Origin of the sequence: Psychromonas marina (assembly GCF_030161115.1) — a bacterium.
Classification (GTDB): domain Bacteria; phylum Pseudomonadota; class Gammaproteobacteria; order Enterobacterales; family Psychromonadaceae; genus Psychromonas; species Psychromonas marina.
Map to the genome: position 1 here is coordinate 430,008 of NZ_BSPQ01000005.1, position 21,220 is coordinate 451,227.

Genomic DNA, 21,220 nt, shown 5'->3' on the forward strand with positions numbered 1-21,220 from the left:
TCTTCGAATAGACTTAATCTTAAAGTACTGTAAATATCTCATCGCTGGGTAAGCGTGCTTTAGGTAATCCATGGTTATAATCTTCACCCTCTTTGTGGTAACCCATAGCGAGGGCAACTTCACAGACAAAACCGCCAAGTTCATCTTCGAATATTTTACCAATCAGATCCGCATCAACGCCTTCCATTGGTGTCGAACCAATCTCAAGACGCGCGAGTGTATGCAATGCATTACCAAGGGCTAGGTAGAGTTGTGCTTTTGTCCAGTGACCGTTAAAGCCTGCATCATCGGTATTTGATTCTGCAAAGGTGTAACCGCCATTGAGCATATTATCGTACATCTCAGCAGGTAAGTGACCCGATTCTACTTCAATATCAACAACATGTTTGTATTTTTCTTTGCTGTAATGTGGGTCGTATGCAAATAAAATGATATGCGATGCTTGAACTGCATGATGCTGATTAAATTGGTATTTTATGGCAAAAGTATCATGGAAGCGCTGCTTAGCTCGTTCACTTTCAATTAAGATAAATTTCCATGGCTGTGAATTGATAGAAGACGCAGAGAGGCGGATCGCTTCTTTGATTATCTCTATTTTTTCAGATGAGATACGTTTATTGGAGTCATATTGCTTGACCGTATAACGCGCATGTAGATCTTTAATTATTTGATGCATATCTCTCTCCAGTGGGTTAAACGTAATTAATTGCTATAGAAAGTTAGCTCAATTTAACAACTTTACCATTAAACATATACCCGATTTATGTTGAGTGTTGCTAGGAGGCTGGAAATAAAAGTCGAGATAAAAAAAAGCCCACAATAAAGTGGGCTTAGTAAGATAAAGAGTGGTTAGCTAATTATTTCGCTTTTTGCTCTTTTTTCTCTTCTTTAACTTCAGGTGCATCCATTACGTCAACGTATGCTTTACCGTAGTAAGAAGCGATTAATACTTCTTTAAGTTCAGCAATTAATGGGTAACGTGGGTTAGCACCAGTACATTGGTCATCAAATGCATCTTCAGCAAGTGAGTCAACTTTAGCCATAAACGCAGCTTCATCAACACCAGCGGCTTGAATTGACATTGGAATATCCAATGCAACTTTAAGCTCGTCTAACCAGTTAAGTAATGCATTAACTTTAGTTTCAGTATTACCTTCACGGTAACCTAAATGTTCTGCAATTTCAGCATAACGAGCACGTGCTTTAGGGCGATCGTACTGTGAGAATGCTGCTTGTTTAGTCGGGTTGTTTGTTGCGTTGAAACGAACAGTGTTCGAAATCAATAGTGCATTAGCAAGACCGTGTGGAATGTGGAACTCAGCACCTAATTTATGCGCCATTGAGTGACACACACCTAGGAAAGACTGCGCAAAAGACATACCTGCGATTGTTGCTGCATTGTGAACTTTCTCACGTGCGATTGGATCTTTCTTACCGTTAGCATAAGAGCTTGGTAAGTACTCTTTAAGCATCTTAAGTGCTTGTAGAGCGTGACCGTCTGAGTATTCGTTTGCAAGAACAGAAACATAAGCTTCCATTGCATGTGTTACCGCATCGTAACCACCGAATGCACATAGAGACTTAGGCATATCCATTACTAAGTTAGCATCTACAACAGCCATGTTTGGCGTTAGTTCGTAATCTGCTAATGGGTATTTTTGACCTGTTTTCTCATCTGTTACAACAGCGAATGGTGTTACTTCAGAACCAGTACCTGACGTAGTTGTAATCGCAACCATTTCAGCTTTAGTACCCATTTTAGGGAACTTGTAGATACGTTTACGAATATCCATAAAGCGCATTGAAAGATCTTCGAAATCAGTTTCTGGGTGCTCGTACATTACCCACATGATTTTAGCTGCATCCATTGGTGAACCACCACCAACTGCTAAAATAACATCTGGTTGGTAGCTGTGACATGCTTCAGCACCGGCTTTAACAACTGCTAATGTAGGATCTGCTTCTACTTCATGGAAAATTTCAACTTCCATGCCTTTTTCTTTTAAGATATTACGTAGATCATCAATGTAACCGTTGTTGAATAAGAAACGGTCAGTCACGATTAGTGCACGTTTTTTACCTTCAAGGTCAGTCATTGCAATTGGTAAACAGCCACGACGGAAGTAGATAGATTTTGGTAGTTTATGCCACAACATATTTTCTGCTCGCTTAGCTACAATTTTTTTGTTGATAAGGTGTTTAGGACCTACGTTTTCTGAGATAGCGTTACCACCCCAAGAACCACAACCTAGTGTTAATGAAGGTGCAAGTTCGAAGTTGTAAAGGTCACCGATACCACCTTGAGATGCAGGCGTATTTACTAGAATACGTGCAGTCTTCATTTTGTCACCGAAGTATGCGATACGCTCTTCGTTGTTATCTTGGTCTGTGTAAAGTACTGAAGTATGACCAACACCACCTATGTCTAAAACGATACCTGCTTGACGTACAGCATCTTCAAAGTTTTTCGCTTTGAATAGACCTAGAGTAGGAGATAGTTTTTCGTGAGCAAATTCATCATCCCAAGAAGCTTCTAAACCTTCACCGATTAAGATTTTAGTTGAAGTAGGTACTTTAACGCCTGCTAGTTCAGCAATTTTGTATGCCGGTTGACCAACGATTTTTGCGTTAAGGGCACCATCGATAAGTAGAACTTTACGTACTTTTTCAGCTTCTACTTTACTTAATACTACAGCACCGTATTTAGCAAAACGTGCTTTAACTTCGTCGTAGATAGATTCAACAACGATTGCCGCTTGCTCAGAAGCACAGATAACACCGTTATCGAATGTTTTAGACATTAAGATAGAAGAAACAGCACGTTTGATATCTGCAGTTTCATCGATTACTACAGGTGTGTTACCTGCGCCAACACCGATTGCTGGTTTACCCGATGAGTAAGCCGCTTTCACCATGCCTGGACCACCAGTAGCAAGGATCATGTTGATATCGTCATGTTTCATTAATTTGTTAGAAAGTTCTACAGAAGGTACATCAATCCAACCGATGATATCTTTTGGAGCGCCGGCTTTCACTGCTGCTTCTAATACGATTTTAGCTGCGTAGTTGGTTGCATTTTTAGCACGTGGATGTGGCGAGAAGATACAGCCATTACGCGTTTTAAGACAGATTAGTGCTTTAAAGATTGCTGTTGATGTAGGGTTTGTAGTTGGAACGATTGCACAAACGATACCTAGTGGTTCAGCGATAGTGATAGTACCACCTTCATCGTTACGGTCGATGATGCCACATGTTAGCTCGTCTTTATATTTGTTATAAATGAACTCAGATGCAAAGTGGTTTTTGATTACTTTGTCTTCCATGATACCCATGCCTGACTCAGTAGCAGCCATTTTAGCAAGTTCGATACGCGCAGTTGAAGCAGCTAGAGATGCAGCACGGAAGATTTTATCAACCTGCTCTTGTGAATAGCCTGCAAATTCTTGTTGCGCCGCTTTAACGCGTGCAACCATTGCATTTAATTCAGCAACATTACTTACTGTCATATATTTCTCCAAAGATTATAAAAGTTAAAAAATTTAAAAATGTTTTAGTAAAACTAAGTCTTATTTTCGTAAAACCTATCTTAGTAAATAACTTTCAAACCGATTATAGGAATTTACATTTTTTGAGGTATTGATCAAGATCATGGTGTAAGTTAATTACTGTTAATAGTGATGTAGATCTATTTTTTTATTATTTATTGTTATTTACTTAAGATCTATTTGTATTCTTGTAATACAAATAGGGTGCGTATCTTTTTAAAATCAATTGCTTACGGTTTGTCTGTGATTTACCTCTATTTTTTAACAATTAATGGGCGTGCTGACGGCATGTTTTACATGTAAAATGTTAACTCTATTTATTTTATGGATTTTATATGACAAAAATATCAGCTTCTGCCCGTATTGCCCTGTATTTTTCCGCCATTGTTATTTCACTTGCAGGGATTAAAACAGCGTCACCGATCGTTGTTCCTTTTTTGCTTTCTCTGTTTGTTGCGATTATTTGTAATCCAGCGATTAATTTTTTATCTGATCGAAAAATACCACGTGGGCTAGCGATTACTTTAGTGATTGTTTTCATCTTCTCACTGTTTATTGTTTTAGGTGGTGTCATTGGTAGTTCAGTTAATGGGTTCAGGGAAGCACTTCCAAGTTATGAATTGCAACTATCCAATGAATTAAATTGGGTTGTGAACTGGATGGCGAGTCATAGTGTCACTATCTCTATGGATGAGGTACGTGGTTACTTTGATCCGAGTAAGGTGATGGGATTAGTGACAACGACACTGAGTGGTTTTAGCAGTGTGTTAGGCAATGTTTTTCTATTACTATTAACCGTGGTATTTATGCTCTCAGAAGGGCAGGGGTTTGCTAAAAAATTGCATGTAGCCTTTGATGACTCATCTGCAACAGATAAACGCATTGATCATTTTTTGAATATGGTAAATCGCTATATGGCGATAAAAACATTGATCAGCTTAGCGACGGGGTTAATCATTGGGACTGTATTGTGGTTGATGGGGGTTGATTTCTTTGTGCTTTGGGCGTTACTTGCTTTCTTATTAAATTATATTCCAAATATCGGTTCTATCATTGCAGCGGTTCCGGCAGTAATTCTGACCTTTTTACAGTTAGGGTTAATACCGGCAGGTTTTGTTGTTGCTTTGTTTGTTGGCGTTAATATGATCATGGGTAGCATCGTAGAGCCTCGCTTTATGGGACGTAGTTTAGGGCTTTCGACCTTGGTGGTTTTCTTATCTTTAATTTTTTGGGGATGGTTATTAGGTATGGTAGGCATGTTACTATCTGTACCCTTAACGATGATCTTTAAGATCGCCTTAGAAAACAGCAGTGATGGGCGTTGGTTCGCTATTTTATTAAGCTCTGATGAAGAGGTTGATACACTATCACAAGTCGATAAAACCGTTACAGTTGAAGAAAAGTAATGAACATATTAGAACAGATTAATTGGCCTGCCGTGAGTGCCTTGCCTGAAACCGAGTTACAGCGTTTATACCATGGCCGTGGCTTTCATTTTCCTGAGAGTAGCCATGTTAATATTGATTGGTTATCACCCGTTGTCCTCATTATTTTATATAAAGAGGAAAATGAGGATTGGTTGGCGCAGTTATCTGAAGCACTGTTGCTAAAAATGACAGAAATAGGCTTTTTAGTGAAAAGCATACAGGTGCAATATCGTTGTCGAGAGTTCGCGCCTACTGAAATTTTATGGGGTGAAGGGGTTACCGATTTTGTTTCACTTGAAAATGAACTTCACTACAAAATAAACTTAGGCACTAATCAGAACTATGGCATTTTCTTAGATATGAAAAATGGACGTAGTTGGCTACATGACAATGCATCTGGTAAAGCTGTTTTAAATCTTTTTTCTTATACTTGTGCTTTTTCAACCGCTGCAATTGCTGGTGGTGCATCAAGCGTGGTTAATCTTGATATGAGTAAAGCGGCACTCGCTGTCGGCCGTGATAACCATCGTTTAAATGGGCATGATTTAGGTAAAATAAAGTATCTTGGTCATGATCTCTTTAAATCTTGGGGAAAGGTAAAGCGTTTAGGACCTTACGATATTGTGATTGCAGATCCACCTTCGCTACAGAAAGGCAGTGTCAATATTAAGCGTGATTATCCTAAAATAATACGCCGTTTACCTGAGCTTCTTAACCCTGGTGGTCAAGCACTGCTTTGTTTAAACTCTCCAGATCTTGATTTTGCATTCCTAGAAGAAGTACTTAAAACGGAATGTCCTAATGCTAAAATATTGCAAAAGATCATGCCAGAAGAGCACTTTATCAATATCAACCCTGATCGTGGTTTGAAATGTTTGTTAGTCGAGTTGCAAGAATAGATATTGAGGAAACCTGTGTTGCTTGTACGGCACAGGTTGATTACTGAAGTAAAAAAACGCGTATTTTGAAAAAGGATTGTCACTATTATGGCGAAGGATTTATTTTATAGTTTGGATTTAAACCTCCTGCGTACTTTTATGGTGTTATCACAAGAGTTAAATATGCGCAAAACGGCTGATAGGCTATTTGTCTCTCAACCTGCGATTAGCCAAGCGTTGCAAAAGTTAAGAAACCATTTTGATGATCCCCTCTTTATTAAGGTACGAACAGGTCTAGAGCCTACTGCTTTTGCGACATCTCTTGCAACAAAAATCACACCATACCTTGACGGCATCTCAACAACATTAAATGCTTCACAGGCATTTTCCCCTGCCGATATTAACTCAACATTAAAGATTGCACTTTCCCCCCCTGCGCTGACTTGTTTATCGGGCACACTATTTAATATCATTAAAAAAGAAGCCCCTAATGCACAACTAGAGTTAGTCAGTTGGACTGCTTCTAGCCCGCAAGATATTCAAAAAGGACAGGTATTGATGGGGGTAAGTTATGCAACGGAGCATCTTTCTAAGGAAGTATTCACACAAGAATTAGTCCAGCTCACAGGTTTACTCTTAGTGAGACAGGACCATCCTATTAAAGCAAAAACTGTTGTGCCTGAAGACCTTGCCGGTTATGAAATAGCAGTAATGATTACAGCTGGCTGGAATGATAATTTTAGCTACGCTTCAAAGATACTCGATAAGTATAATGTCGATCATAAGGTTAGTTTTCGTTCAGAACATATCATGGCATTGATTGATGTTGTACAACATACTGATATGTATTTACCTCACTCTAACCTTTTTCCTATTGATAGCTACCCGACGTTACGGGCGGTTAATGTGTTATTTGAAGGTGAACCATTTCATTACCCTGTATACAGTTACATGCATCTTAAAAATAGAAATAGTCCACTGTTAAATTGGCTACATTCGATCATTAAAAAAGTGCTCATCGAACAAATTGATCAATAGCACTTATCCATTTGCTTATCTGTCATATAAAGACTCCTAATTAGCCCCGTAATTAAATAACACTTAGTATCCTTTCGATCGACAGGAGGTCAAAGCCAGTAAGGATACTCAAAATGTGTTACTAATTAGAGTATAAAAAATGAAAAAAATAACCATGAAACTTGCCGTTATTACAGCGCTTTCCTTCTCTTCTAGCCTACTTGCAGAGCAAATAGTATCGGAACGATCAAACTATCAAGGGCACCGCATTGGTTTGGGTATTTCATCAGGCACAATAGGAGATATTGATGGTGCTGAAAGTATTGATATTGGTAACGGTATAAAAATTGAATATGGTTATGATTTAAATAGAATATTTGGTTTTAATGCCTCATTAGATAAAAATAAAGATGATATGAACCTCTATGGTTCAAGGTATGAGTATGATCTTTCTTCATTTAAGGTTGATACAGATATCGGTTACGCCTTCTTTTTTGATAACTTTACTGTTAAACCCTACGGTGCCATTGGTCTTGCTCATATCAAAGAAAAAAATACAATAAATGATCTTTCTTATACAGCATCAGAAAATGCTTTATTGCTTGGAATGGGGGTACGTGCAACGTTTGATTTTGGAATGTACGTAGATCTTCGCACTAACTATATGATATTAGAATATATTGACCTTGACCAATTATCATTGACGGTTGGTTACAAGTTCTAAAGACCTAAGTACAAAGTCTCTACATATGGATATGCTCAGTGCCACGGTTGGCATTCTTTCTAATACTAGGTCATTGCATGAAATTCAAACTTATTTTTATCGCGCTATTTATTGTTTCAAAACCTCTTCTTGCAACTAGTTTACATTTTTCGCCTGAAGTAAAAATAGGTCCTTATTACGGATCTGGTCTTTCTGGTTGGGGAACACAACTCGGCTTATCAGATAAACTCGGCATGGATGCAATATACATATCTTATACTCATACTTATTCTGAATTTCTTACTGATAAAGACAGGTTAAAAACCTACCGTGTTGGAGCGCAATATCGGTTAAATAACGCTCCTAATGTTTCTTTTCAATTTGAAGTTGGTGTGGTTGATTATGAAGGTATCCAACGAAAAATATTCAATCCTAATGAACTTAGTTATCGAAATGCGACAGGTTTTAGTTCCGCCCTTGCTTGGGTAGTATCTATTAATGACAATGTTGGTTTTAGGCTTGGTGTTGATGGCAATTACATTGATAACAAAAAAACTTTTTTACCTTATTCTTTTTCTGCTACATATTCGACTGGTATTGTTTTACGATTTTAAAATGACACCAGACTATTAGAAAAAAGAAATTAAAAAAGCCCCGTTATGTTAACCATAACGGGGCTTTTATTTGCGATAAAAAGCGTTAATTAATTACGCTTTTTCAGCAATCTGTTTAACTTCTAACTCTTTTTCTTGAGCTTGTGTTGCTTGAATTGCTGTTAAAGCAATGGTGTAAACGATATCGTCTACTAATGCGCCACGAGATAAGTCATTTACTGGCTTACGCACGCCTTGTAGCATTGGACCGATACTGATTAGGTCTGCACTACGTTGTACGGCTTTATAAGTTGTATTACCAGTATTTAGATCTGGGAAGATAAATACTGTTGCTTGACCTGCTACTTTAGAATCTGGTGCTTTACTCTTAGCAACATTTTCCATTACCGCAGCATCGTACTGTAGTGGACCATCAATAAGAAGGTCTGGACGACGATCTTGAGCAATTTTAGTTGCTTCACGTACTTTCTCTACGTCAGAACCAGCACCTGAGTTACCCGTAGAGTAACTGATCATTGCTACTTTAGGGTCGATACCAAATGCGATTGCAGAATCAGCAGATTGAATCGCGATATCAGCTAGTTGTTCAGCAGTTGGGTCTGGGTTGATTGCACAGTCACCGTAAACTAATACTTGATCAGGTAGTAACATAAAGAAGATAGATGAAATTATGTTAGCACCTGGTGCTGTTTTAATTAACTGCATCGCTGGGCGGATAGTATTTGCTGTCGTGTGTACTGCACCAGAAACTAGGCCTGCAACTTCATTTTCAGCTAGCATCATTGTACCTAGTACAACTGGGTCTTGTAATTGTTCACGTGCAACAACTTCAGTTAGACCTTTCGCTTTACGTAGTTCAACCATAGGTGCTACGTAGTTTTCAAGTACATCGTTAGGGTTGATGATTTCAACGTCATCAGTCAATACGATACCTTGCTGTGTAGCAATACGGTGAATTTCGTCTGGGTTACCTAGTAAAACAGGTTTAGCGATACCACGTTGTGCACAGATAAGCGCCGCTTGAATTGTACGTGGCTCTTCACCTTCAGGTAATACAATACGTTGGTTCGCTTTACGAGCAAGCTCAGTTAAGTGGTAACGGAACGCTGGTGGCGATAAACGACGTGTAAGTGAAGAATCTTCAGTTAACGTGTTTAACCAATGCTTGTCGATATGACCTGCAATGTATTCTTGTACTTTTTCAATACGCTCAACGTCATTAACTGGAATTTCCATGTTGAAGTTTTGTAGACGTTGCGCTGTCTGCCATGTATTGCTCTTGATTAATAGAATCGGTAAACCAGATTCCATTGCACGATGACAAAGCTTCATGACTTCTTCTTCTGGTGGGTAATCACCAGTAAGCAGTAAACAACCAATTTTCATGCCGTTCATTACAGCTAAACAAGCGGCGATGATTACATCACTACGGTCGCCAGAAGTTACTAACATTGAGCCTGCTTTAAAGTGTTGAACCATGTTAGGAATCGTACGTGCACAGAAAGTTACACTGTGTAAACGACGGTGCTCGATGTCACCTTTATTCAGTACTTTTGCTTCTAAGTGTATCGCTAAATCTTGAACACGTGGTGCAATTAGCTCTGCGCTCCATGGGATACAACCTAGGATTGGCAGTGGGCTTTTGCTGAACATTTGTAATACTTCAAGGTTGGTCTGTGTGCCAGCCAGTGGAATATCAAACATTTCATTCATATCAGGGCTGTTGCTATCAGTCTCATCAATTGGCGCGCCAACTTTGTTGATGATACAACCAACGATACGCTTATTCTTTTTACCACCAAATGAAGAAACGGCAATTTCCATGCGTTCTTTCAATTGTTGTGAAGAATCATTGCTTGGATGCGTCACGAATACCATTTCAGCACCTAGTGCTTTAGCAATGCTGTAGTTAATTTCGTTGGCAAACTGATGCTTATCAGTTGGTACTAGACCTTCAACAATGATCACATCACTGTCTTTAGTGATTTTTTGGAAACGCTCAACAATATTTTCTAATAATTCAGATTTGTTACCTGAAGAGATTAGGTTTTCTGCATACTTCATTGCAAATGGTTCAGGTGGGTTGATCGATGAACCGTTACGTAATGTAGCAGTTGAACGTTCAGGACCTGTATCACCAGAGCGAGGTTGTGCAATTGGTTTGAAGAAGTTAACTGCAACACCTTGACGCTCCATTGCGCGGACCATACCAAGACTTACAGATGTAACACCAACGCCAGCGCCGATGGGAATGAGCATAATTGTGCGGGACATAACTATTCCTTTTATATTAAGGATTAAAAATAGTAATGAGGGGAGTTCCCCTCAAATAATAATGGTTGATTAAGCAGTAACAAGCGCCGCTGAATCTTGTGCAATTACCCACTCTTCATTGGTTGGTATAACCATTGCAATTGGAGAGTTTTCCTTGGTGATAGTGCCTTGCTTGCCAAGTATTGTAGCTTTATTTTTCTCAGCATCAACTTGGTAGCCAAACACAGTCAATAATTCTAGTACTTTATTACGTACTAAGTCAGAATTTTCACCGATACCACCTGTAAATACAAGTGCATCAATACGACCTAGTGGAACTGCGTAACCAGCGATGTATTTTGCTAAACGGTAACAGAAAATGTCACGTGCTAAAATGGCTTGTTGATTACCTTCTTCGCAAGCATTTTGAATGTCACGGAAATCACTTGAAATACCAGAAATTCCTAGTAAACCACTTTGTTTTTGTAACATATCCATTACACCAGAGACGCTGTAACCTTCGCGTGTAACAAGGTGCTCAATAATACTCGGATCGATATCACCACAGCGTGTACCCATTACTAGGCCTGCAAGTGGTGTCATGCCCATACTAGTATCAACACATTGACCATTTTTAATCGCACAAACACTACCACCGTTACCTAAGTGAGCTGAGATAACGTTAGTTTCAGAAATTGGTTTATCTAATGCTTTAGCTGCTTCGCGGCTAACAAACAGGTGGCTTGTTCCGTGCATACCGTAGCGGCGAATGCCTTTCTCTTTGTAAAGGTGGTATGGCAGAGCGTATAAGAAAGAAGTTGCAGGCATAGACTGATGGAATGCAGTATCAAACACTGCAACCTGTGGAAGTTCTGGAAATGCATCTCTTGCTGCTCGAATTCCCATAATAGCTGCTGGGTTATGTAATGGTGCTAAAGAGGCACATTCATTAATTCCCTTACAAACTTCAGGCGTGATAACGACAGATTTAGTAAATTGTTCGCCGCCATGTACTACACGGTGCCCTACAGCCACAAATTGCTCTGCAAGACCTTCTTCTTTTTTAATTATTTCTTCTACAATGTAAGAGATTGCTTCTTTGTGTGCGCTATTTGCAGGAAGGTGAGTTGCACCTTTTTCACCTGCAATTTTCCACTTCATACGTGCATCAGGAAGATTAAAGCATTCAGCAAGACCGCTGATCACTTCATCGCCATTGTTGGCGTTGATGACAGCAAATTTAAGAGACGAACTACCACAGTTAAGGACAAGAACTAATTTATTGCTCATGAAATATTCCAGTAATTAAAGTTAAAGGTGTATCACACCGTTATTTGGTTAGACAAAAAAAACGATAAAATATTAATTACCATGTAGGAGACGCTACTCACACATGATTATATGAGTTTACGCTTCTGTAATAAAATTACAAAGTAGATTTTGACAAATTTTATTTAAAATCAATTTTTTGATTAACTATTTATGCTTTCGCTAGTTGTGCTAGTCTTTGTTGTATTAATACGTTATTTGGGAGGTGCTTTTGAAACTATTTTTTGATGTAATTAGGCAGGGGGATTTTTACCTTAAAAACTGGCCCAAGCAAAAGACGTTGAACTGTTTATTTGTCGACAGTAAAGTTGTCTATTATACGCGTTTAGCTATAAAGGTTATTCCTTTATTTGTTATATTAATCATGTGTTTAAATGTTTTATTGCCTGGCTTGTTGAATTGGCCTGCAACAGCGACACTGGTTCTTTTTTTAATGGGATTACCTGTTCAAGGTTTATATTGGTTAGGAAAGCGATCTAGTGCCTTTTTACCTAATCAACTACTGCCTTGGTATATCGCGATTGAAAAGAAGCTAAATCAAGGAGTAACTCAAGATGGCGTGATGGCAAAAAGGCCCCGTTATGTTGATTTAGCACTTTTACTTAAACATGCTTTCAAGCGTGGTGGTGATAATTTCTTACAGAATAACGAACTAATTTAGAAATAAAACAACAGTTATTCAATATGAATGGTCGTTTTAAGAAAATATGATCAACAGGAGGGGGCTGGTTTTTCCTTGTCGAGAGTAACCATTTTAACGCTCATAAAGGTATCTACTCGTGTTATATCTCTTTATATAATAGTAATTTAAACAATCAATAAACCTCTGTAATGCCTGTTACTATTGGTTTGTGTCACTCTAAAGCAATGCTGTTATTAATAATAAATGACGATTAATGTCGTTATGAGCGGTCACCAAAAGCCATTTTATGTTGTCAGTGTAACTATCAGAAATTATTAATAGGTTCTGATAGTTATGCTTGAATTTTGCTCGTTTGGCGCTTCTATATTGTACCGGTTGTAATTTTATTACATAATTTAATGGTTAAACTGAAAAAATATTACATTGTTATACTTTCTTATAAACTTCAATATTAAAATCACACTCTATATTCCAGCGTTTCTCATCAACTAATCGTTGCATCTTTTCTGGATTAAATTTCCATGCAAAAGGGGTCATTTGGATCAAATCTTTTAAAATCTGAACATCATTGATCTGCAATGGGTAATTTAAGTTGATCTGTTCTACTTTAGTAAAACCTGTTGGGGCATCATTTTCACTGATATGCTCATTTACTTGATCATAAATTTTAGTACGCAATTCATATAAATGACGTGGTGCAGGGGTAACGGTGATGAGATAACCGTCTTGCTTAATAAGGCGTAGCAATTCACTATCGAGCGAAGGTGCATAGATACGTATTAACGCATCAAGGCTATCATTTTCGAGTGGTACATCGTAGGCACTAGCAACACAAAAATTGATTGTCTTATAACGTTTAGCGGCATAGCGAATGGCCACCTTAGAGATATCTAATGCATTAATCGTTGCAGACTCTGGTAGTGATTGTGCAAGAAAATTAGTGTAGTAACCCTCACCACAGCCTAAATCAAGCAGGGTAGGCGACTCTATTTTACCAAGCAGTTGATTGCTTAAAGCCGATAGCTTTTCAGCTAGCGGTAAGTAACCATCGCTATTTAAAAAAGCACGACGCGCCATCATCATCTCTTTGTTATCACCTGGATTTTTAGAGTTTTTCGCACTGACAGGTAATAGGTTTAAGTAACCCTCTTTAGCGATATCAAAGTGATGATTATTTTCACATATTTGTGTGTTGTTGGTTTGTGTGAAGTTGCTTTGACAAAGTGGGCAGATAAATGGGCTCATGGGGATCTTACATTATTTGTTTGTTGAAGAATGATCTACAGAAAAGAGTAATCTGTAGATCAACATTTTCTTGGTGTTAAAAGTGCTTAATAGATTACGTTATCGTTGTACTGTAATAAAATATTCTTCACATCTTCCATCACTTCGCGCGATGGTGGGCTAACGCCATCTAATGGGTAAATCTCACCCATAGCAGTCCACTTATGCTTACCAAGCTCATGGTAAGGTAGCATTTCTATTTTTTCGATGTTCTTCATTGGTTCGATAAACTTACCTAATGCATGTGCATCTTCTAGGCAGTCGGTGTAACCAGGTACAACCACGTAACGCAAATAGACGGGTTGATTCTGTTCTGCTAAATATCTCGCAAAATCAAGCGTGTATTTATTACTTACATGAGTAAGGTCGATATGTTTTTTATTGTCCATCTGTTTGATATCAAGCAATACTAAATCGGCAACATCAAGCACAGATTTCGTCGTATCATCGATACGTCGTACAAACCCGTTGGTATCAAGACAAGTATGGATGCCTTCTAAGCGACATGCCTCAAACATAGCGCGCACAAACTCAGGTTGTAACATCGCTTCACCACCTGAGATAGTGATACCACCACCCGATGCATTCATGAAGTGACGATATTGCAACAATTCAGTCATTAGTTCTTCAACGGTTGTTTCTTTACCGCCGTCAAGATCCCACGTATCACGATTATGGCAATATTTACAACGCATCAAGCAGCCTTGTAAAAAGATGATAAAACGAATGCCTGGGCCGTCAACGGTACCACAGGTTTCAATTGAATGAACATGTCCAATAACTGACATTTTGAAACTCCTAAAAATAATTATTTAATGGCACTTTTCGATCACAATTAAATAATTATTCTTTGCATAAAAAAAGAAAGGTTTCACCCGTAAAGATGAAACCTTTCATATTATAACAGGCAAACGTAAAGGTTTGCCTTAATAATTTCTAGTTTATAGCGAAGCTGTGAAAGTACGTGAAATCACGTCTTGTTTTTGCTCTGCTGTTAACGAGTTAAAGCGTACTGCGTAACCAGATACACGGATAGTTAGCTGAGGGTATTTCTCAGGGTTTTCCATTGCATCTAATAACATTTCACGGTTCATTACGTTTACGTTTAAGTGCTGACCACCTTCAATTTCAGGTGTGTGCTTAAAGTAACCGTCCATAAGACCCGCTAAGTTAGCTTTTTGAGAATCGTCAGTTTTACCTAATGCGTTTGGTACGATTGAGAATGTGTAAGAGATACCATCCTGTGCGTATGCAAACGGTAGTTTAGATACTGATGTTAGTGATGCTACAGCACCTTTCTCATCACGTCCGTGCATTGGGTTAGCGCCTGGTGCAAAAGGAGCACCTGAACGACGACCGTCTGGCGTGTTACCAGTTTTCTTACCGTATACAACGTTAGATGTAATAGTAAGGATAGACTGTGTAGCACGTGCGTTACGGTACATTGGACGTGATTGAATTTTCTTCATGAAGCTTTCAACAAGCTCACAAGCGATATCATCAACACGTGGATCGTTATTACCAAATTTAGGGTAATCGCCTTCGATTTCGAAGTCAGTAGCAATACCGTCTTCATCACGAATTGGACGTACTGTTGCGTATTTAATTGCTGCTAATGAATCCGCTGCAATTGAAAGACCAGCAATACCACAAGCCATTGTACGTTCAACATCACGATCGTGAAGAGCCATTAGAGACGCTTCGTAGCTGTATTTATCGTGCATGTAGTGAATACAGTTAAGTGCAGTCACATATTGCTCAGCTAACCAATCCATGAAGTGATCAAGGTTATCGTAAACTTCTTGGAAGTTTAATACTTCACCAGTGATCGCAGGAAGCGTTTTAGGACCAACCTGTGCTTTAGACTTCTCATCTACACCGCCGTTAATTGCGTACAGAAGAGTTTTTGCTAAGTTTGCACGAGCACCGAAGAATTGCATCTGTTTACCAACAATCATTGGTGATACACAACAAGCGATAGCATAGTCATCGTTGTCGAAATCAGTACGCATCAGGTCATCATTTTCGTACTGGATTGAAGAAGTATCGATAGATACTTTTGCACAGTATTTTTTGAAGTTGATTGGAAGTTCTTCAGACCATAAAACAGTAATGTTTGGCTCTGGAGAAGGACCCATAGTGTATTGAGTATGTAGGAAACGGAAACAGTTTTTCGTAACAAGAGTACGACCATCAACACCCATACCACCGATTGACTCAGTTGCCCAGATAGGGTCACCAGAGAATAGATCATCGTATTCAGGAGTACGTAGGAAACGAACCATACGTAATTTCATTACTAGGTGATCGATAAGCTCTTGAGCTTCAGTTTCATCAATAATACCAGCTTGTAAATCTTTCTCGATGAAGATATCTAAGAAAGTAGCAGTACGACCAAATGACATTGCTGCGCCATTTTGAGATTTGATTGCAGCTAGGTAACCGAAGTAAGTCCACTGAATCGCTTCTTTAGCGTTTGTAGCAGGACCTGAGATATCGAAACCGTAAGAAGCAGCCATCTCTTTGATTTGCTCTAGTGCACGGAATTGCTCGAAGATTTCTTCACGCAATTTCATAGTATCTTCTAGAGAAGTACCAGCAACTAATTCAGCTTCTAAGCTCTTATGTTGAGCCGCTTTTTCAGCTTTTAGGAAATCAATACCGTAAAGTGTTACACGACGGTAATCACCAATGATACGACCACGGCCGTATGCATCTGGTAAACCAGTTAAAACACCAGATTTACGACATTTAAGGATGTCACCAGTGTAAACATCGAATACACCTTGGTTATGTGTTTTACGGAATTCAGAGTAAGTTTTCTTGATACCTGCATCTAATTCTTTACCGTAAACTTTACAAGAACCATCGATCATACGAATACCGCCGTTAGGGATAATCGCACGTTTAAGTGGTTTTTCAGTTTGTAGGCCAACAATTGTTTCTAGACCTTGGTCAATGTAACCAGGTGCATGTGAAGTAATTGTAGAAACTACATCAGTATCAAAATCAACAGGTGCATGAGTAGCATTTTCCTGCTTGATACCTACCATTACATTTTCCCAAAGCTCATCAGTCGCTTTAGTCGCGCCTGCTAAGAAAGCTTCGTCGCCGTCAAATGGAGTATAGTTTTGTTGGATAAAGTCACGAACGTTAACTTCATTTTTCCAAGTTTCACCAGCAAAGCCGTTCCAAGCTGATGTAAAATCTTCGTTAAGTTTTGTCATAAAGTTTTACCTTTAAAGTTAGAGATTAAAAAATAGTACTAAAAGTTAAAAATTGCTTATAAAATTTCTTTTTGTTTCTTGGATGGACGTAAATAAATCATCCAATGCATAAGTCCTACAACAACACCGCCACCGATAATATTACCGATTGTGACAGGAATAAGATTATGAACTATAAAATTAATGGTGGTGATATCTGCAAATTCGCTCGGTGAGTGACCGATTGCGCTCCAGAACTCTGGAGAAGCAAAGTGATGAATCATGATACCTGTCGGCACCATAAACATATTTGCAATACTGTGTTCGAATCCAGATGCTACAAACATAGCAACAGGTAATAAAACCGCAAACATTTTGTCGGTAATAGTACGTGCGCCAAAAGCCATCCAAATTGCTAAACAGACCATAATATTGCATAGCATGCCGAGTGCGACAGCTTCTGTAAAGGTGTGATGTAATTTATGTTGCGCAACGAGCAGTGCATTTAAGCCCCATTGTCCATTGTCAGCGCTATACAGGCCGGCTAGAAAAATAAGAATAACTAAAAAAGTAGCACCAATAAAGTTACCAAAATAAACCACTGCCCAGTTTTTCAGCATGCGTCCGGTAGTGATACGATTGCTTGCTTTAGCAATAAGGGTAAGGGTGCTGCTAGTGAATAATTCACCGCCGACTACAACAACTAATAAAAGGCCCATACTGAATGCTAAACCGCCAATCAGTTTACTGATGCCCCATGGCATACCTTCTGTGCCAGTTGTAACCGTAATATAGAAAACAAATGCAAGACTAATAAACATACCTGCTGTAATCGCGAGGTAAAACGCAGATAAAAATGCTTTAGTCGCTTTGCTGTAAGCAACATCGTCAGCTTTTTCTGTGATTTGATGAGGTAATAACTCATCAATCATGCTCTCTGATTTCATTGTCCTGTTCCTATTAACCGGTACAAATATTAGTCTAACAAATGATTCTGCAATATAATTGATGTAAGTCAAAAACACGATATATGCTGTAATTTTATTACAGTTTCTCAGTTTTTTGCTGATCTTTTGATAGAAAACTTTCAGTTTTAGCGAAAATCACCTTTAAATGTAATTAAATTTCTTAAAAGTGTGACCTGTGCTCGTTGCATTGTCGCTAAAAAACAGGTTTGCATAATACCACGTGATACGTTATCGACAACCCTTATTTTATTAGTGGTTTATAATTACATTAGACCTATAGTGAAAAGATAAGTTTATTTTATAACTTCATATAAAGGTATATTTAGGGAGCAAGTCTATGAATATTCAAGTAATGGTAACCGTCAGCGGATCAAATCAAACTGATTTAGTAAAGGTTTTGTCCGATATAACACACGCGCTTGATGGAAAATGGCTTAATAGTAAAATCAGTCACATCGATACCTATGTTGCTGGTTTAATTAAGATAGAAATTGATGCCAGTAAAGTTGAGCTATTACGTTCAAAATTTAATGATTTAGATATAAATGTCGAGTTTGCTGATTTAGGCTGCGTAACACATGAAAAGCCAACACCACTTGACCTTTGTATTGATGGTAAAGATAGGCCTGGTTTGGTTCGCCATATTACTCAAGTGCTGAGCGATAATAGTATCAAGGTTGAGAATATGGAGTGTAATCGTTTAGGTGTCCCTGCTATAGGAGGCACATTATTTACTAGCCACTTTAAAATTATTGTCGATGAACAGTTTGATAAAATGACGTTAGTTTCGTCACTACAAGATATTGCACCAGATTTGATTATTGATTTAAGTGCTTAAAAAGAAGAGTTAGCAGTTTTTAGCTGTTAGTTATCAGTAAACCAAAACGTTACCTCCGAGTGACGTTTTTATATCTAAAAAAAACTGTTAATTGCCTTCTCTGGCATAAAAAAAGGCGCTATAAATAGCGCCTTATAAATATTCTACATCTCAACTTATAGTAGTGCTGGAATACCGTATTGTGCTTCAAACATACCAACAGCTAACATTGCTAATACACAGATGATTAAAACACCACCTGGAATTAGAATTTTGTCAATTTTAGACAGTTTCTTGGCACGTTCTTTATCACCAATTAAACCATTATTATCAAGTAGCATCGTTAATGCCCATGCTAATACTGGGTTAAATACTGCTGCAGAGAAGATACAAATACCAGCAGATTGAGAATCTTTAGTATTTTTAATCATCTGCATACCTGCTTCAAGTAATGGCAAGAATACACCCACTAATAGCGCAACGCGCATTACAGGCGGCCATACTGCAACATCCATTGGGAAACCAAGAATTGCAATGATGATACATAATGTACCCAGTACAATTGAGCCCGCTGGAATAGGACGTTTTGCGATAGCTGCAGGAATCATGTACGTACCCCAAGAAGAAGTAATGTTACCACCACCTACTGCAGTACCAACGATTTGACGGATAGAACAAGTTGTCATTGTATCGTCAACATCCATTAATACGTTTTCAGTTTTTCTTGGGTAGTTAAGCTCTTGGAAAATACGGTGACCTAAGAAATCAGGTGACCACATTGCCACTGCTAAGATAGCAAAAGGAAGTGATGCAATGAAATGCTCAAGATTTGGAAGGCCTAACATCCAACCTTCAGTTGTGCTTCCCCACCAGTAAACAGGGTTTAAGTTTGGAAGACCCATTTCGGTAGTGAATACAAGGTCAGAACCCGCACCAAATGCGAGTGCGATAACTAAACCTGTCACAGCACAAGCAGGAATAGCTAACCAACGTTTATTTATCTTCGCAAGGAAAGCGTATAAAACCACATTAACAGCTAATACGATTAGACCAACGTGGCCCATATCGATGCTTTTTGCCCAGCTTTGAATTAAACCAATTTGGCTAAATGCGCCGGTGAAGCCAAGGAATACAAGTAGACCACCTGCTACACCTTCACTGGTTAAATTAACCAGTTTTGAACCACCTTTAAAGTAACTTAGTAATAAACCAAATACACCTAATAAGATAGCTAATGCTAATGGATGAGCTCCAGCTAAAGCGATAGCACCGATTAATGGAATCATCGGACCATGATTACCTGCAAGGTTAGCGCGAGGATTCAATAGACCAGAAGCAATAACACAGAAAAGTAGTGCCGGAATTAGCATTTCAACTCGTGCAACTTCGATAGCGAACTCTTTGCCTAGCGTAACGTGTGGCCAAGCTTGTGTTAAGCCATCTGCCCAAGACATCATTACAGCAGAGTACATTGCAATAATACCAATCGTACCTGCGATAGCTGGTACTAGATCTTCCCACTCAAAGTTAAAGTCACGGCCTGGAAGGTTTAATTTCCATCTGCGTGGTTGCATGATTTGTAGCTCGTGATCTAAATAATCAGAGCGAGTTTCAAACTCACTTGCTGGCTTATGTAGCTCGCGATAACTTTTAGTTTGTTTCTGATCCGACATGATGCGGTTTACTCCCTTGCGGTTATGGGTGTTGCAGTTAATTATTATTTATAAATAATTGGTTTATTTATGAATAATATGAACTACTGTCATTGAATTGGCTTAGCTTAACGAAAGCTTTTTTTGCTTGGTTGATCTGGATCAGAATAGTAACGATGCTGTAATTAAACAACTAAAGTAGATTGTGGTAAGTGTGATCTGTATCACTCTTTTGCTTCTGCTATCTAGGTTTGTGGTTAAATATTGACCTGTGAAGTTAAAATTTAACCAGTTAGCTCTTTAGGGGTATTATTTTGACAATAAAAATGAACAAAAAAGATCAAGCTTATATCTGCGCTTGAATTTCTTCTAAAATTTGTAAACACCATTGCTCGATACGTTCATCGCTGTGCTCATACTGAGTATCTTCATCAATCGCTAATCCGAGAAAATGCTGCTTATCAGCTGTTAACGCTTTTGACGCAATAAACTCATAACCTTCAACTGGCCACTGACCAATAAAAATAGGAGATTGAGGTAATAATTCATCATGTAGCATACCTAATGCATCAACAAACCATTCTCCATAACCTTCTTGGTCGCCTAATCCAAACAGTGCAACAGGTTTATTAGTAACACTTAATCCGCATACTTCATGCCACAGGGCGCCCCAATCTTCTTGTAATTCACCATAATCCCAGGTTGAGATACCTAAAATCAACATGTCGTAGTCGTTTATCTTGCTCAGGCCAGTCTCTTTTATGTTATAAATGTCGACTAGCTCCTCACCGATACAGGCTTGAATTTTTTCTGCCACAATTTCTGTATAGCAGGTGCTAGAACCATAAAATAAACCGATTTTCATTTGGATATACCCTAAGTAA

17 protein-coding genes are annotated in these 21,220 nt (G+C 38.5%); 7 read left to right on the forward strand and 10 right to left on the reverse strand.

Features of this window, described 5'->3' with window-relative positions:
- Nucleotides 1-19: 19 nt before the first annotated feature.
- Nucleotides 20-676 carry a nitroreductase family protein gene (locus QQK09_RS10455; RefSeq protein ID WP_284204079.1) on the reverse strand — a complete coding sequence of 219 codons (657 nt, stop codon included), beginning with the start codon at nt 674-676 and terminating at the stop codon, nt 20-22.
- A gap of 181 nt (nt 677-857) precedes the next feature.
- Nucleotides 858-3,506, reverse strand: coding sequence for a bifunctional acetaldehyde-CoA/alcohol dehydrogenase (gene adhE / locus QQK09_RS10460; RefSeq protein WP_284204080.1), 2,649 nt, complete (start codon nt 3,504-3,506; stop codon nt 858-860).
- 374 nt (nt 3,507-3,880) lie between these two features.
- Here adhE and QQK09_RS10465 point away from each other — a divergent pair, with 374 nt between their 5' ends.
- The 5 genes from QQK09_RS10465 (at nt 3,881) to QQK09_RS10485 (ending at nt 8,184) form a co-directional block, all read left to right on the forward strand.
- Nucleotides 3,881-4,951, forward strand: a complete 1,071-nt coding sequence (locus QQK09_RS10465) for an AI-2E family transporter (RefSeq protein WP_284204081.1) — start codon at nt 3,881-3,883, stop codon at nt 4,949-4,951.
- Nucleotides 4,951-5,871, forward strand: a complete 921-nt coding sequence (locus tag QQK09_RS10470; protein ID WP_284204082.1) for a class I SAM-dependent methyltransferase — start codon at nt 4,951-4,953, stop codon at nt 5,869-5,871. Before QQK09_RS10465 ends, QQK09_RS10470 begins: the two co-directional genes overlap by 1 nt.
- Nucleotides 5,872-5,958: 87 nt before the next feature.
- The gene (locus QQK09_RS10475) at nt 5,959-6,888 is read left to right on the forward strand and encodes a LysR family transcriptional regulator (RefSeq protein ID WP_284204083.1); all 930 of its coding nucleotides are present in this window, start codon (nt 5,959-5,961) and stop codon (nt 6,886-6,888) included.
- 139 nt (nt 6,889-7,027) lie between these two features.
- Nucleotides 7,028-7,591, forward strand: coding sequence for a porin family protein (locus QQK09_RS10480; RefSeq protein WP_284204084.1), 564 nt, complete (start codon nt 7,028-7,030; stop codon nt 7,589-7,591).
- Between the two features lie 77 nt (nt 7,592-7,668).
- The gene (locus QQK09_RS10485; protein ID WP_284204085.1) at nt 7,669-8,184 is read left to right on the forward strand and encodes a hypothetical protein; all 516 of its coding nucleotides are present in this window, start codon (nt 7,669-7,671) and stop codon (nt 8,182-8,184) included.
- Nucleotides 8,185-8,277: 93 nt separating this feature from the next.
- Here the strand turns inward: QQK09_RS10485 and pta are convergent, their stop codons facing one another.
- Nucleotides 8,278-10,458: a phosphate acetyltransferase gene (gene pta / locus QQK09_RS10490; protein ID WP_284204086.1), complete on the reverse strand. Its 2,181-nt coding sequence runs from the start codon at nt 10,456-10,458 to the stop codon at nt 8,278-8,280.
- A 69-nt stretch (nt 10,459-10,527) separates the two neighbouring features.
- On the reverse strand, nt 10,528-11,727 hold the full coding sequence (locus QQK09_RS10495; protein WP_284204087.1) for an acetate kinase: 1,200 nt from the start codon (nt 11,725-11,727) through the stop codon (nt 10,528-10,530).
- Nucleotides 11,728-11,971: 244 nt separating this feature from the next.
- On the opposite strand from QQK09_RS10495, the gene yfbV reads away from it, so the two are divergent.
- Nucleotides 11,972-12,427, forward strand: coding sequence for a terminus macrodomain insulation protein YfbV (gene yfbV, locus QQK09_RS10500; protein WP_284204088.1), 456 nt, complete (start codon nt 11,972-11,974; stop codon nt 12,425-12,427).
- Between the two features lie 408 nt (nt 12,428-12,835).
- Here the strand turns inward: yfbV and rlmA are convergent, their stop codons facing one another.
- From rlmA to focA, 4 genes are all read right to left on the reverse strand, one after another.
- Complete coding sequence (gene rlmA / locus QQK09_RS10505) at nt 12,836-13,654, reverse strand: 23S rRNA (guanine(745)-N(1))-methyltransferase (protein WP_284204089.1); 819 nt, start codon at nt 13,652-13,654, stop codon at nt 12,836-12,838.
- An 86-nt stretch (nt 13,655-13,740) separates the two neighbouring features.
- Nucleotides 13,741-14,481 (reverse strand): pyruvate formate lyase 1-activating protein, encoded by a 741-nt coding sequence (gene pflA, locus QQK09_RS10510; protein ID WP_284204090.1) that lies wholly within the window; start codon nt 14,479-14,481, stop codon nt 13,741-13,743.
- A 153-nt stretch (nt 14,482-14,634) separates the two neighbouring features.
- Nucleotides 14,635-16,920, reverse strand: coding sequence for a formate C-acetyltransferase (pflB, locus tag QQK09_RS10515; protein ID WP_284204091.1), 2,286 nt, complete (start codon nt 16,918-16,920; stop codon nt 14,635-14,637).
- 56 nt (nt 16,921-16,976) lie between these two features.
- On the reverse strand, nt 16,977-17,846 hold the full coding sequence (gene focA / locus QQK09_RS10520) for a formate transporter FocA (RefSeq protein WP_284204092.1): 870 nt from the start codon (nt 17,844-17,846) through the stop codon (nt 16,977-16,979).
- A gap of 358 nt (nt 17,847-18,204) precedes the next feature.
- Here focA and QQK09_RS10525 point away from each other — a divergent pair, with 358 nt between their 5' ends.
- Nucleotides 18,205-18,705 carry a glycine cleavage system transcriptional repressor gene (locus QQK09_RS10525; RefSeq protein ID WP_284204093.1) on the forward strand — a complete coding sequence of 167 codons (501 nt, stop codon included), beginning with the start codon at nt 18,205-18,207 and terminating at the stop codon, nt 18,703-18,705.
- A 155-nt stretch (nt 18,706-18,860) separates the two neighbouring features.
- Here the strand turns inward: QQK09_RS10525 and QQK09_RS10530 are convergent, their stop codons facing one another.
- Together QQK09_RS10530 and fldB are read right to left on the reverse strand one after the other, a co-directional pair.
- Nucleotides 18,861-20,357, reverse strand: a complete 1,497-nt coding sequence (locus QQK09_RS10530) for a DUF3360 family protein (RefSeq protein WP_284204094.1) — start codon at nt 20,355-20,357, stop codon at nt 18,861-18,863.
- 325 nt (nt 20,358-20,682) lie between these two features.
- Nucleotides 20,683-21,201 (reverse strand): flavodoxin FldB, encoded by a 519-nt coding sequence (gene fldB / locus QQK09_RS10535; protein ID WP_284204095.1) that lies wholly within the window; start codon nt 21,199-21,201, stop codon nt 20,683-20,685.
- Nucleotides 21,202-21,220 lie beyond the last annotated feature (19 nt).